We start from the raw sequence: 13811 nt of genomic DNA, 5'->3' as shown, positions 1-13811 counted from the left end.
GCGGCGTCGCGATCTGCCGGCGGGCGAGGAAGGGGTCCCCCTCCCGACGGCCCGGGACCCGCGCACCGGCGGTGCGGCGCCTCCTCCCCCGAGGACGACTGCACCGCCGGGACCTGTCACACGGTCAGGCGGCGACGCAGCAGCATCCCTGCTCCGAGGAGCAGCAGCACTGCGGCGAGAGCGGCGAGACCCGTGGAGGAGGCGTCACCCGTCTGGGCGAGTCCCTGCGACGAGCCGGCGGCCGTCACGGCTCCGCTCGACGACAGCACAGCTGCCGTCGTGCTCGGGGTTGTTCCGGGCGTGGTGCCGGGGTCGGTGCCAGGATCCGTTCCGGGGTCCGTTCCGGGGTCCGTTCCCGGGTCGGTTCCCGGGTCCGTTCCGGGGTCGGTGCCGGGACCGGTCACCGTGCTGTCGCCTCCGACCGAGATGGCGTTGCCGCCGAGGGTGATCGGAAGGGTGATGGGCGCGGTGATCTGGGTTCCGCCGAGGATGCCGTCGTCACCGGTGGTCACGCCACCCGTGGTCGGGCCACCCGTCGTCGGGGCTCCGGTGGTGGAGCCACCGGTGACCTCGCTGTCTCCGAGGACGGAGATCGCGTTGCCGGTGCCCGTCACCGGCGCGGTGACGGGAGCGGTGATCTGGGTTCCGCCGAGGACGCCGTCGTCACCGGAGGTGGTTCCTCCGGTCGAGGTGCCGCCGGTGGCCGGAGCGGCCGGAGCCGTTCCGCCCGCGACATCGCTGTCTCCGAGCACGGAGATCGCGTTGCCGGTCGCGGTCACGGGGGCCGTGACGGGAGCGGTCACCTGCGTGCCGCTCGCGACACCGTCGTCGCCGTTCGTGGTCGCGCCCGTGGACGGAGCCGTCGAACCGGCCGGAGCGGCCGGCGTGGAGCCGCCGTCGGTGGCGCTGTCGCCCAGGAGGGAGATCGCGTTGCCGGTGGCGGTCACGGGAGCAGTGACGGGAGCGGTCACCTGCGTGCCGCCGAGGACGCCGTCGTCACCCGAGGTCGAGGCCTCGGTCGACGGAGTGCCCGAGCCGGCCGGAGCGGCCGGGGCCGTGCCGCCCTCGCTCGAGCTGTCGCCCAGGAGGGAGATGGCGTTGCCGCTGACGTTCACCGGGGCGGTGATCGGGGCGGTGACCTGGCTGCCGCCCAGGATGCCGTCGTCTCCGGTCGTGGTCGAACCCGTGGCGGGTGCGGAGGAACCGGCCGGAGCGGCCGGGGCCGTGCCGCCCTCGCTCGAGCTGTCGCCCAGGAGGGAGATGGCGTTGCCGCTGACGTTCACCGGGGCGGTGATCGGCGCGGTCACCTGCGTGCCGCTCGCGACGCCGTCGTCACCCGAGGTGCTCGGCGCTGCGGCATCCGACGTGCCGGACCCGGGTGCCGGTGCCGCGGCGTCCTGTCCGGTGGAGGCGGTGTCGCCGAGGAGCGAGAGCGAGTTGCCGGTCACGGTGATCGGCACGTCGACGTCGAGCAGCGCCTGCGAACCCGAGAGCACGCCGTCGGCGCCGTTCGTGGTGACCGACGGGGTGGCGGCGGGGGCTGCCGGTGCGGGTGCGGGTGCTGCGGGAGCGCTCGACGAGTCGCCCAGGAGGCTGACGCCGTTGCCGCTCACCGTCACGGGGACGGTGACGGTGACGACCGCCTGGGTGCCCGACGCGACACCGTCCGCGCCGCTCGTCGCCGGAGCGGGAGCGGGTGCGGGAGCCGGGGCCGGAGCGGGTGCCGGTGCCGGGGCTGGCGCCGGAGCGGCCTGCGCGGAGGAATCTCCGAGCAGAGAGATCGCGTTGTCGACGATCGTGACGGGCACCGAGATGGGGGCGTCCGCCTGCGTTCCCGAGAGCAGTCCGTCTGCTCCCGAGGTGTCGGCCGCATTGGCGGCCGTCGCGCCGAACAGGGTGACCCCGCCGGCGATGAGCGTGCCCCAGAGGGCCCGCTTGAGGATGGTGCGCATGATGTCCTTCTCCTGACTGGAATTGAGTGTCCGATGTGGGTGCGCGCGAGGGTGAGTGCGCGCGCAGCACGGCATCTGTCGCTCACGAGGAGCGACCGGACGACCCGTCAGTCAGGAGAGACGTCGGTGTCGGCGACCAGCGACGTCGGCAGGACGTCGTCGGGTGCACCGGGGGTGCGCTCCACGGCACGGAGCGCGGGGTATCCCACGTCGCTGAGACGCGCGTGGGAGAGACCGGAGGCGCCGCCGGAGCCGGCGGACGCGGGGATGGCGGGTGAACCGCCGTGCGAGGGAGACGGGGCGTTCTCCTCGTCGGATGCGGGCGCACTCGTGGCCGGGGCAGCGGGGGTGGCTACCGGCTCGACTGCGGCGGTCGCGGGGTTCCCTGGCGTCGCGGCTGCGGGCGCACGGGTGCCCCGCGGGTGCGAGCTCGACACGGCGGATGCCGCGGAATCAGGGCGATCCGCAACGATGCCCGACCCAGGATCGAGGGCGACCAGCACCGGCGGAAGCGTGTTCTCGACGACCCCGCCGACGACGGCGGTGGTCTCGTCGACGACGCCCACGACGTCGGTGAGCAGGGTGTTCACGCCCAGGCCGTCGACGAGGCTGCCGACGATCGGCAGGGCCGAGACGGCATCCTGCACCGGGCGGACGACCTGCGAGACCGGAGCATCCTGCAGCAGGTCGGTGACCGGAGCCACGGCGGCCTGAGCGGTGTCGGTGACGGTCTCGACGACGGGTGCGGTCGCCGGTCCGACGACGGGAACGGCCGCGACGGTCTCGGTCACGGTCTCGACCACGGCCGGGGCCGCCTGCTGCACGGGCGCCGCCACGTGGGTGACGACCGGAGCGACGACCTCGGTGACGACCGGAGCCACGACCTGGGTGACCACGGGCTGCGTGACAGCGGTCACGGTGCTGCCGACGGTGGAGACGGTCTGGCTCACGAGCGAGGAGACGCTGTCGAGAAGGGGGGCATCGGACTGCTCGTCGGCGTGCGCGGAGGAGCCACCCGTGAGGATCGTGATCGCGGCCCACGCGACAGCGCCCACGCCACCCCAGAGGACGGCGGCGGGTACGCCGCGTCGGGTCGCTTGAGCGTTCACGTCGGCTTCCCTCCCCGAAAGACCTTCGTTCCGATGCATCCTGCGTTGATGTGGGGGCGACGATACTCCCGGAATACCGGCTTGTCTAGACCCCCGCGCGCATGAATTGAACGATGGTTCACGGCGCATCGTCGGCGTCGCGAGCGGCCGACGCGCCCGGTGAAATCCCCGCTTGACTTTCCCCAGGTTCTACACATCCCGCTCGCGATTCGATGAACCTTCAATGTTCACTTGAAGCACTTTCCCCTCCACAGGGTGGGGAAAGGGTAAACCCCCGATCACGGCGCAGAATAAAACTCGCGCGCCTAGTACTCCACCGGGTTATCCACACCCGTTCTGCACAGACACTCCGGACTTCTCCGCACGCTCTCCACATGGTTATCCACAGGCCGTGTTGCGACTGGAAACACCCGCTCGTAGCGTGGTCCAGCGACCCGATGTCGGAGGCCTGTGATTTGCTGCGCAGATCGTCCTCCGACCGGAATCAGAGCGCGACGCGGTCGCGGCGCGCACCGGGGGACAGTCGCAGCGAAGGGAGCAGTGTGTCGATCGCCGACATCTCCGAGGAGCGCCTCGGGGGCCAGCGCAAGCCTGAGCGCACCCCGCCGCACGACCTGCTCGCCGAGCAGAGCGCGCTCGGCGGAATGCTGCTGTCGAAGGATGCCGTCGCCGATGTGATCGAGACGCTCAAGGGCGCCGACTTCTACATCCCCAAGCACGAGCTCATCTACGAGGCGATCCTCTCGCTCTACTCGCACGGCGAGCCCACCGACGTCGTGGCCGTCACCGACGAGCTCATCAAGACGGGCGAGCTGAGTCGCGCCGGCGGCGCCGACTACCTGCACACGCTGACCTCGATCGTCCCGACCGCGGCCAACGCCGGCTACTACGCGGGCATCGTCTCGGAGCGCGCGATCCTGCGCCGTCTGGTCGACGCCGGCACGCGCATCGTGCAGCTCGGGTACGACGGTCAGGGCGACGCGACGGACATCGTGAACAACGCTCAGGCGGAGATCTACTCGGTCACCGGCTCAGAGACGGCCGAGGACTACGTCCCGCTCACGGTCGCGGTCGACGCCGCGGTCGAGGAGATCGAGGCGGCCAACGGGCGCGACGGCTCGATGACCGGCATCCCCACCGGATTCCGGGAGCTCGACGAGCTCACCAACGGCCTGCACGGCGGGCAGATGATCGTCGTCGCAGCCCGACCCGCCATGGGCAAGTCGACCCTCGCGCTCGACTTCGCGCGGGCGGCCTCCATCGGTCATGACTACCCGTCGATCTTCTTCTCGCTCGAGATGGGCAAGAGCGAGATCGCCATGCGTCTGCTCAGCGCCGAGGGCGCGATCCCCCTGCAGAACATGCGCAAGGGAACGCTCGACCCGCGCGACTGGACGACCGTCGCCTCGACCCGCGGGCGCATCAACGACGCTCCGCTCTACATCGACGACAGCCCGAACATGACGCTCGTCGAGATCCGCGCGAAGTGCCGGCGACTCAAGCAGCGCGCCGGTCTGAAGATGGTCATCATCGACTACCTGCAGCTCATGACCTCGGGCAAGCGCGTCGAGTCGCGCCAGCAGGAGGTCTCGGAGTTCTCGCGAAGCCTCAAGCTCATCGCCAAGGAGCTGCAGGTTCCCGTCATCGCCCTCTCGCAACTGAACCGTGGCCCCGAGCAGCGGCAGGACAAGAAGCCCGCGATCAGCGACCTGCGTGAGTCGGGCTCGATCGAGCAGGACGCCGACATGGTCATCCTGTTGCACCGCGACTCGGTCTACGACAAGGACGTGCGTCCGGGTGAGGCCGACCTGATCGTCGCGAAGCACCGCAACGGTCCGACCGCGACGATCACCGTCGCGTTCCAGGGTCACTACTCTCGCTTCGCCGACATGGCCCCGGGTGGCGACTTCAACTGAGTCGTCATGACCGCCGCGCTTTCGCGGCGGCCGTCACTGCAGCGCAGGCACCGGGATGGTCGCGCCCGCGAGGTCTTCCAGCTGCGCCCAGACCGATGCCGCCGTCTCGGGGTCGGGGTCGTGCGTGCGCGCGAGCGGAGTGATGCGGATCGGCTGCCCGCGCAGCGCCCCGGTGGGCGAGTAGTACTCCCCGCCCTCGGCCTGCGGATCGGTGAGGGCCCGGACCGAGGACCACGCAGCCGTGTCCTTGCCCTGCGCCCACGGCGTGTACGGATTGCGCTGGTACGGCGTCGTGGCGTCGCGGATGCCGGCGCGCTCGGGGGTCTTCGCATCGACGCCGACGCCGGGGCGGGCGACGAGTGATTGAACGGGCATCTCGTTCGCACGCAGTCGTCGGTCGAGCTCGAAGGCGAACACCTCGGTCACGGTCTTGGCCTTCGTGTACGCGCTGATCGCCAGTCGCGGGACGCGGGCAGGGTCGGACACATCGGCCGGGAAACGGCTGACGAATCCGGTGGACGTGTGCACGATGCGGCCGGTGGCAGCGTGTGCCTCGGCCGAGGCGACGAGAGCGGGCAGGATGCCGGCGAGCAGCCGTACGGTCGACACGACGTGGGTGCCGAGGAGCAGCGGGAGCCCGTCCTGGGTCGTCGCACCCCGGGCCTTCGTCAGCGTCATGGCACCGCCGTTGAGCAGCAGTCCGTCGAGGCGGGGGAGAGAGCGCAGGGTGTCGGCCGCGCGGTCGATCGATTCGAGAGAGGCGAGGTCGACGACGACGCTCCGCACGGACGCGCCGGGCACCTGGTCGCGGATCGACGCCGCGGCGCGCTCCAGTTTGGAGGCGGAGCGTGAGGCGAGCACGACGTCTGCGCCGGCGCCGGCGAGCTGCTCGGCGGCGAAGTAGCCGATGCCGGCCGTGGCACCCGTGACGACGAGGGTGCGACCGTTCTGGTCGGGAAGGCGGGCGGGGTTCCAGGTCACGGGGGATCCTTCGAGTCAATCGGATGAGTTATCCGTTTGAACATAACACAAACGGATTCACTATCCGTTTGAACTGCTAGACTCTTCGCATGCGACAGGTGCGGGCGGATGCGGTGCGCAGCCGCCAGCGGATCCTCGATGCCGCTCGCGAGCATCCGCGCAGCTCTCTGAGCCTGAACGCCGTCGCCCGAGACGCCGGGCTCGGTGTCGGGACCGTCTACCGCCACTTCCCGACCGTGCATGCGCTCGTCGAGGCGCTCTCCGTCGAGACGCTGGAGCGCATGGTCGAGATCGCGCGCGCCGCCTCCGCGCAGGACGACACCCGCTCCGCTCTCGCGACCTTCCTGGAGAACGCCCTCGCGCTTCAGCTGGAAGACGGCGGACTGCAGGCCGTCCTGCTCTCGCCCGACGACGAGGAAGACGATGTGCGGGCGCTCAAGGTCGAGATCTTCGAGTCGTTCGAGGCCGTGCTCGACCGAGCTCGCCGCGAGCGGCTGGTGCGCGACGACCTCACGATCGTCCAGCTCGAGCACCTCATCTGCGGTGTCGAGCACGCCGTCCGCCTCGGCGACCACGGCGACCGTCGCCTGTTCCTCGACGTCCTCCTCGGCGGCATCCGACCCGAGTGACGCCCAGGGGCCCGGTGACGCCCGTCGGTTCTCCCCGGTCGAAGCCGCCTCCCGCGTTCTGCGAGACTCGTGGGATCACGACTCTGTTGGGGAGGACAGACTCATGAGCACACCGATCGACAGCGCCGTCCTGCGTTCGCTGCAGGACGCGCGGGAGGCGGAGGAATGGGATGCAGTCCTCGTGCTGCTCCGAGACGAGTGGAGCGCCCTCGTGCAGGACGCTCCGCAGGCGGTGATCGACGTCATCCACGCCCTGCCGCCGGACGTGCTGGCACAGAACTCGCGGCTCCGTCTCGCCGAGCAGTATCTGCGGCGCACCCTCGACGGCCAACCGGAGGGGCGCGCGTACACCGACATCATCTCCGACGACCCGGCCGCTGCGCCGCTCGACCGTCTGGCCGCGCTGACGGGACGCATCGCCGTCGCCCGCGGGGCGGGTCGTCATCGGGATGCCGTCAGGGCCACCGAATCCGCGGTGTCGATGCTGCGCAGCATCCCCGTCGAGGTGATCCCGACGTTCGCCAACGCCCTCCCCGAGTTCCACTACCACTGGGGCGTCGCGTTCCTGCTCGTGAGCCGCTTCGACGATGCTCTCGAGCAGTTCGCGCAGAGCCACGACTGGTCCGTGTCGGTCGGCAATCGGATGGTGGACTCCCGCTCGGTCGGCGCCGCGTCGCTGATCCACGCCCTGCACGGTCGCGGTCGGGACGCCGCGGAATGGCTCGGCAGGATGCCGGAGATCCCCGAGGGCGCCTGGTGGGCGGATGACGCCGTCACTCCCGCGCGACTGGCGGAAGCCATCCTCCACACCGAGCGCCTGGAACCCGACGCCGCCCGTGTCGTGCTCTCCGGCGTCGACATCCGACTCGCTCCGGACTACTGGGGGCCGTATTTCGCGCTCCGCGCCTTCCTGACGCCCGACGACCCCGGCGACGCGCAGGCGCTGCTGTCGGAGTTCGACGCGTTCGTCGGCGGGCTCGCCCCGGAGTATGCGAACGTCCCGCTCAACGCCGAGTACTCGAGCATCGTGCGGTACCTGCTCCTGCAGATCCTGCATCAGCCGCAGCGAGCGTCTCGGGCGCTCGGGGATCTGCCGGTCGACACCGCGTCGAGCGTCGTGCGGCAGACCGGCGCGACACTGCACGCCTTCCGGCTGTTCGCCCTCGACCGGGGAGCGGAGGCGCGCGCGGTCGTCGCACCCCTGCTGCAGGCCTCGAGTGCGCACCCGCGCGTGCTCGTCCCCTCGCTGCTGATCGCTGCCGACACCGACGTCGTCGACCAGCGCGACGAACTGCTGCGCCGCGCGGCGGCGCTGGCGAGCTGGAATCGCTGTCACGCGGCCCTCGCCCTCGGATCGGCGAAGACCCGGCAGCGCCTCGCCGAGCTCGTGGACGAACGCGGCGACCACGACATCGCCGACAGGCTGCGCGCCGTCGTCGACAACGCAGCGATCGCGGGCACCGACGCTCTGACGAGACGCGAGAACGCGGTCGTGCGCGCTGCGGTCGCCGGTCGGTCGAACGTCGAGATCGCCGCCGACCACCACGTCAGCGTCAACACCGTGAAGACCCACCTGCGCACGGCGTATCGCAAGCTCGGGGTGTCGAACAGGGCCCAACTGCAGCAGCTGTTCCAACTCGGGCGCTGATCCGCGCCGTCTGCCGTCCGCCGCTCTTCCGACCCAGGGGTGATATATCGGTCGGAGGGGTGAATTCGCTTCCTGTGCCTGAGCTGAATGCCCGCCCCGCTGAAAGACTCCCCCTGGACTCGGTCGCGCAGTTGCACCCGCGAACCGATCCGCAGTCATCGCGGCGTTGTGGAGCCGCGCTCATCGGTGCGAGCGGCGCACCCGAACGACAGCGCCGCATGCACACAGGGTCTGCCCCACGGGCAGACGGGGAGGGAGTCATGCGAAGGAACCACCGGGGGCGCTCGCGCCCATCATCGGCACGGGAGACGGGGCGCAGGATCGCCGCCGCCCTCGGGCTTCTGGCTCTGGCGAGCGCCTCGCTCGTCGGCGTCGCGACCGCCGCGCAGGCGGCGCCGGGCACACCGGGCACACCGCAGCCGAACAGCGTCGTCTTCGAGGAGAACTTCGAGAACGGTCCGGGCACCGCGCCCGTCGTGCTCACCTCGTACGTCGGCGCGGGCGGTCAGACGTACACGGCCGACACCGCTTGGCTCACGAACTGCAACGGCGCCATCGTCAACTTCAACATCCCGTACACGTCGCAGGGCAACTGCGCCAACGCCGGCAGCTCGGCCAACCTGCGCCAGCTCGCGTACGGTCTGGGCGTGCATAGCGGCGCAGCCAACCCCAACACGAACGACGTCGTCGCCGCGTACACCGAGGGCAACCCGGGCGCGAACCTCGTCGAGTTCCAGACCGTGAACAACATCCCGCTCGCTCAGGCGTCCGGCCGGTTCCTGACCTTCAGCGTCGACACGGCCGCCGTGAACTGCGGGGTGTCCGCACCCCAGTACCAGTTCGCCTTCCTCAACGAGGGCGGCACGGCGACGAACGTCGGCGGTGTGCTGAACGCCTGCTCGTCGACGACCACTGTCGACGCGCCCGCCGTCGGACCGGTCGCCGCCAAGCCCGTCAACGTCGGCACGTACACCTCGAACGGCTCGGTGCTGTTCTCGGGGTCGAGCCTCGGCATCCGCATGACGAACGCGAACGGCTCGGGTGTCGGCAACGACGCGGCCTTCGACAACATCCGCATCCTCGACGTCACGCCGCAGCTCGACAAGGTCTTCAGCCCGGCATCCGTCGTCGCCGGTGGGGTTTCGACGCTCACCCTCACCGTGACGAACACCGCCGACCTGGCCGCCAAGAACGGCTGGTCGCTCACCGACGCCCTGCCGGCAGGTCTGACGATCGCCGACGGCGCGGCCGCGACCACGTGCCCCGCAGGAGTGGTGAACGCCCCGGCGGGCGGCACGACGATCACGGCCTCGGGCAACCTCACGGCCGGGATGGCCTCGTGCGCGATCACGGTCACCGTCACGTCGCCGGTGGCCGGCTCGTTCACGAACGGTCCGGACAACATCACCAGCACCGGTCTCAACCCGCCCGCCGACACCACCGTCGTGTTCGACGAGCAGGCACCGGCGATCCGCGTCGTGAAGTCGGCGACCCCCACCTCGGAGGAGCAGTTCACCGCCGGCCAGGCCGTCACCTACTCCTTCGTCGTCACCAACACCGGAAACGTCGCGCTCACCGACGTCGAGGTCACCGACACCGGGTTCACCGGAACCGGCATCCTCTCGCCGGTCGTCTGCCCGGCGGGCGCGGCGAACCTCGCGCCGGCTGCCTCCGTGACCTGCACGGCGACGTACACGGTCACGCAGGACGACGTCGACAACGGCTCGATCACGAACTCCGCGACCGCGACCGGCACCCCGCCGCAGGGGCCGCCGCCCGTATCGCCCCCGTCCGAGGTCACCATCCCGTCGGTCGACCCGGCTCCCGCCCTCACGATCGTGAAGAGCTCGGACGTCGAGACGATCGATGAGGCCGGCGAGACCATCACGTACTCGTTCCTCGTCACCAACACGGGCAACGTCACGCTCAACGACGTCACCGTCACCGACACGGACTTCTCGGGCACCGGGCAGCTGTCGGCGATCACCTGCCCCGCAGGCGCCTCGGCGCTCGCGCCGAACGCCTCCGTGACCTGCACGGCGACCTACGTCGCCACGCAGGCCGACGTGGACGCCGGTGAGATCGCGAACACCGCATCGGTGACCGGCACCCCGCCGAGCCCGCTGACGCCGCCGCCGGTCGTCCCCTCGAACGAGGTCGTCGTCGAGGTGCCCCCGGCACCCGCGCTCGAGGTCGAGAAGACTGCGAACCCGACCACGATCACGGCCGCCGGCCAGACGATCACGTACTCGTTCCTCGTGACGAACACGGGCAACGTGACGCTGACCGACGTGACCGTCACCGAGACGGACTTCTCCGGCACCGGCGACCTCTCGGCGATCGCGTGCCCGGCAGGCGCGGCATCCCTCGCCCCCGGCGCCTCCGTCACCTGCTCCGCGACCTACGTCGTGACGCAGGCCGACGTCGACGCCGGATCGGTCACGAACGCGGCGACCAGCACCGGCACCCCGCCGAACCCGCTGACGCCGCCGCCCGTCTCGCCCGAGGACGAGATCACGGTCGACATCCCGCCGGCACCCGCGATCACGGTCGTGAAGTCCGCCGACGAGGCCGCGCAGGACGACATCGCCGTGGGGCAGGAGATCACGTACTCCTTCCTCGTGACGAACACCGGCAACGTCACTCTCGCTGACGTGGAGGTCGTCGAAGGCGACTTCTCGGGTGCGGGCGACCTGTCGGCGATCACCTGCCCGGCCGGGGCCGCGTCTCTCGCTCCCGGCGCTCAGGTCACCTGCACCGCGACCTACACGGTCGTGCAGGCCGACGTCGACGCGGGCACGGTGACCAACACCGCGACCGCCACCGGCACACCGCCCACCGGCCCCGACCCCGTGTCGCCGGAGTCCGAGGTGTCGGTGCCCAGCGCGCCGGCTCCCGGTCTGAACGTGGTGAAGACCGCGAGCATCGACCGTGCGACGGCTGTCGGACAGGCGATCACCTACTCGTTCGTCGTCACCAACACCGGCAACCTGACGCTCACCGACATCGTCGTGAACGAGACCGGCTTCACCGGCACCGGGACGCTGTCGGCGGTCACCTGCCCCGCGGGAGCGGCATCGCTCGCCCCCGGCGCGCAGGTCACCTGCACGGCGACGTACTCGGTGACGCAGGCTGATCTGGATGCCGGATCCATCCGCAACCTGGCGACGGCCGGCGGCACCACCCCCGGCGGTGACCCCTTCACCTCCGATCCGTCGATCGTGTCGGTCGAGACGCCCGGCGTCCCGCTCGCCGTTACCGGTGGCGAGGTCGCGGCGTGGGTCGTGGTCGCCGCGCTGATGCTGCTCGCCAGCGGTGGGGCTCTGCTCCTGATCCGCCGGAAGCGCGCGACGGAGGATGCTGATCAGCTGATCGGCTGACGCCCTGACGACTGTGCGGTGCCCGCGGTGACGCGGGCACCGCACAGTCGCGTCCGGGCGCGGTCCTGCTCGTCGTCCGTCTGCGTGCCGATGCCCGATCCGGCTCCCGCTGACGCTCGCGCACGGGAATGCCGCTTCCGAGCGACCGGTTGCTCCCCACGGAACGACACGGGAGGACGGACCGATGCTGGCCTGGACGAAGAACGCGCAGGAGCCCGGCGGGCTGGCGCTCGCCGACGTGCCCGAGCCGACGCCGCGCCCCGATGAGCTGCTGGTGCGCGTCGATGCGTTCGCCCCGAATCCCGGGGACCTCGCTGCGCTGGCCTCCCTCTCCGATGGAGCGATCCCGGGGTGGGACGGAAGCGGTGTGGTGATCGAGGCTGCGGCGGACGGGCTCGGGCCGCAGGCGGGGGAGCGGGTCGTCTTCCTCAGCCTCGCGGCACGCGGATGGGCGGAGCACAGAGCTGTGCCGCACACCATGACGGCGTCCGCGCCGCGCGACGTCTCGCCCGAGCGCCTCGCGACCCTGCCGGTGCCGGCGACCAGTGCGCTCCGGGCCGTGCGGCGCCTCGGCTCGGTGCTCGGACGGCGGATGCTGATCGTCGGCGCGACCGGAGCCGTCGGCCGTGTCGCGGTGCAGCTCGCTGCGCGCTCGGGCGCGCACGTGGTCGCGGTGGCACGCGACGGAGGACAGCACGAGGAGCTCCGCCGTCTCGGTGCGCACGAGGTGCACGGTACGACCGAGGCCGTCGAGGGCCGCGTGCACGGCGCGATCGACCTCATCGGCGGCGACGAGCTGGTGCGCGCCTACTCTCTGCTCGCACCGGGAGGCACGGCCATCGCGCTCGGGCACGCGGCCGGCGCCGACGAGCACTTCCCCTACGGCGCGTTCGTCGCAGACCCCGCGACCGCGGATCGTTCCATCACGAGCTTCTTCCTCGGATCCGAGCCAGGACTGCCGGAGGAGATGGCCTACCTGGCCGCGGACCGGGACCTCGACGTCGGCCCGCTCGACATCCGGCCCTGGACCGAGGTGGCCGACTGGGTGGCATCGGGTGGCGCGCGGACCTCCGGTCGCCCGGTGTTCCGAATCGCGCACGACGACTGAGGCGCGTTGCAGGCGGGACGCCCCCACCACGGGGGAGGCGGCGGAAAGGGCGCCCCGCCTGGCATCGCCGAAGGGCGACGCCGCAGCATCCGCATTGCGGTGCGAATGGCTGTTTCGCAAGCGTGACACCCCTGCGCCCGCCGCGCAAGAGGGTGTGCGTATCGGTATGCCGGGAGTCGCCGTGGGGCGTCAGAGCACGATGTCCGCGGGAGTCGCGAGCGGGATGCGGTCGGTCGGTCTCGCGGTGCGTCGCGGCAGCACGTCGGCATCCGTCAGCGGACCGAGGTCGATCCCGGTCAGACGCGCGATCTCGGCGACGGAGACCTGGAACGTGCGGAAGCCGCCGAGCGGCGGCGCCGCACGCAGACCCTCCGAGAGATCGACCAGATCCGACTGGTCGAGCAGGAAGCCGGCCGCGGCGAGCCCGTCAGGCCCCTGCCAGGCGGCGACCTTCCAGAACCGCAGCGGGATGAGGATGCCGCGGTACGGCGGGTCGTCGTCGCCGAGCACGGGCGCCGTGAACACCGACACGCGCTGATCCGTCGTCTGCGCGTACGCGAGCACGTGGTCTTCGAGTCCGAGCCAGAGCTCTTTCGACTGGTTGAACCCGGCGGCCTGCGGGGCGGCGTTGGGGTAGAAGAACGTCGCCTCCATGGCCTCGCGTGCCTCGGCCGCGCCGCCCCAGCCCGGGTCCCGTCTGCGCACGAGGTGCCCCCGGTCGAGGTCATTACGCGCGTACACCTGCGGCCCCGTCTGCAAGTCGGCGCCGACGCGGGGATCAAGGCGCCACTCTCCTGAGCGCCCCAGGTCGAGGAGTCGCGAGCCGTCGATGTTGACCCCGGTCACCGCGGCGAGGCGGCGCTCCGGATCGAGCAGCACGGTGAACCGGGGGTAGGTCAGCTCGCTAGTCGCGCCCGGCGGCACAGGCAGCGGCAGGGGTGCGGGCAGGAAGTCGATGTCGTATCCGGCAGCCATGACCCCATCGTGCCGTGCCCCACCGACAGGCGTCGAGACCCACCACCTGCGCCGAGACCCACCGCTTCGACGTATCGGGCGATGGGTCTCGGTGAAAGCGATGGGTCTCGGCA

At 71.1% G+C, this 13811-nt stretch carries 9 protein-coding genes; 5 read left to right on the top strand and 4 right to left on the bottom strand.

Annotation, left to right across the window (positions count from 1 at the left end; translation table 11 throughout):
* Positions 1-116: 116 nt before the first annotated feature.
* Together RAC69_RS05785 and RAC69_RS05780 are read right to left on the bottom strand one after the other, a co-directional pair.
* Positions 117-1952 (bottom strand): beta strand repeat-containing protein, encoded by a 1836-nt coding sequence (locus RAC69_RS05785; protein ID WP_375085798.1) that lies wholly within the window; start codon positions 1950-1952, stop codon positions 117-119.
* A gap of 107 nt (positions 1953-2059) precedes the next feature.
* Positions 2060-3061, bottom strand: a complete 1002-nt coding sequence (locus RAC69_RS05780) for a hypothetical protein (RefSeq protein WP_375085796.1) — start codon at positions 3059-3061, stop codon at positions 2060-2062.
* A 542-nt stretch (positions 3062-3603) separates the two neighbouring features.
* Here RAC69_RS05780 and dnaB point away from each other — a divergent pair.
* Positions 3604-4977: a replicative DNA helicase gene (dnaB, locus tag RAC69_RS05775; protein ID WP_096713560.1), complete on the top strand. Its 1374-nt coding sequence runs from the start codon at positions 3604-3606 to the stop codon at positions 4975-4977.
* 33 nt (positions 4978-5010) lie between these two features.
* Here the strand turns inward: dnaB and RAC69_RS05770 are convergent, their stop codons facing one another.
* Entirely contained in the window at positions 5011-5958 is a 948-nt protein-coding gene (locus RAC69_RS05770) for an SDR family NAD(P)-dependent oxidoreductase (protein WP_375085795.1), read from the bottom strand.
* Positions 5959-6047: 89 nt separating this feature from the next.
* Between RAC69_RS05770 and RAC69_RS05765 the strand changes: the two genes are divergently transcribed.
* The 4 genes from RAC69_RS05765 to RAC69_RS05750 all read left to right on the top strand — a co-directional run bounded on the left by RAC69_RS05765 (position 6048) and on the right by RAC69_RS05750 (position 12723).
* Complete coding sequence (locus RAC69_RS05765) at positions 6048-6587, top strand: TetR/AcrR family transcriptional regulator (RefSeq protein WP_375085793.1); 540 nt, start codon at positions 6048-6050, stop codon at positions 6585-6587.
* Positions 6588-6690: 103 nt separating this feature from the next.
* Positions 6691-8235: a LuxR C-terminal-related transcriptional regulator gene (locus tag RAC69_RS05760; RefSeq protein ID WP_375085791.1), complete on the top strand. Its 1545-nt coding sequence runs from the start codon at positions 6691-6693 to the stop codon at positions 8233-8235.
* Positions 8236-8495: 260 nt separating this feature from the next.
* A complete protein-coding gene (locus tag RAC69_RS05755) occupies positions 8496-11615 on the top strand; it encodes an LPXTG cell wall anchor domain-containing protein (protein ID WP_375085789.1) in 3120 nt (1039 codons plus the stop codon).
* A gap of 184 nt (positions 11616-11799) precedes the next feature.
* Positions 11800-12723, top strand: coding sequence for a zinc-binding dehydrogenase (locus RAC69_RS05750; RefSeq protein ID WP_375085788.1), 924 nt, complete (start codon positions 11800-11802; stop codon positions 12721-12723).
* 189 nt (positions 12724-12912) lie between these two features.
* Here the strand turns inward: RAC69_RS05750 and RAC69_RS05745 are convergent, their stop codons facing one another.
* Complete coding sequence (locus RAC69_RS05745) at positions 12913-13698, bottom strand: DNA/RNA non-specific endonuclease (protein WP_375085787.1); 786 nt, start codon at positions 13696-13698, stop codon at positions 12913-12915.
* Positions 13699-13811 lie beyond the last annotated feature (113 nt).

It is taken from the genome of Microbacterium sp. LS_15, from assembly GCF_041954735.1.
GTDB lineage: Bacteria > Actinomycetota > Actinomycetes > Actinomycetales > Microbacteriaceae > Microbacterium.
The sequence above is the reverse complement of the archived record's forward strand: the minus strand, read 5'-3'. Positions and strand labels throughout refer to the sequence as shown.